Source organism: Halorubrum sp. SP3, from assembly GCF_005435195.1.
Taxonomy (GTDB): Archaea; Halobacteriota; Halobacteria; order Halobacteriales; family Haloferacaceae; genus Halorubrum; species Halorubrum sodomense.
In genome coordinates, this window is record NZ_SGTU01000288.1 from 1 (window position 1) to 536 (window position 536).

General features: G+C 58.4%; 1 pseudogene. It reads left to right on the forward strand.

Annotation, left to right across the window (positions count from 1 at the left end):
* A pseudogene (locus EXE42_RS16595) lies at positions 1–536 on the forward strand (RNA-guided endonuclease TnpB family protein); the annotation flags it as partial.

The window sequence follows — 536 nt, forward strand, 5'->3', positions numbered from 1 at the left end:
ACGACTGTATCACCATCGAACACGACGAAGACACTGTTCTCTCGTCGTGGTGGTTCAAACTCCCAGTCTACAACCCCGAGAAGGAACACGGGGATAGCGTCTGGGTGCCCGTTCGCGTCCCCGAAAAAGACACGCATCTGTTCACCGACGAGTGTATCCGCGATTCGGAACTCGTCCAGCGAGACGGCGAGTGGTACGTCCACCTCGTCTGTAAACGGTCTGTGGCCGTCGCAGACGCCTACGACGACGTACTCGCCGTCGATATGGGTGCGAAATGGATAGCCGTCAGCACGTTCCTCTCTGACCGTGACACCACGTTCCACGGCGCAGAAGTCCGTCGCGTCCGCGAACACTACAAGCAACTCCGCAAATCCATCGGAAAGAGGAAGGTGCGCTCCGGAGCGCAGGTCATGGAGCGCCTCGGTGACAAGGAATCCAGAACGGTCGAACACGAGTTGTATCAGGTGGCGAACGAACTGATCGCTCGCGCTCAGGAGCGCAACGCCGTCATCGTGTTCGGTGATATGACTGGGTTG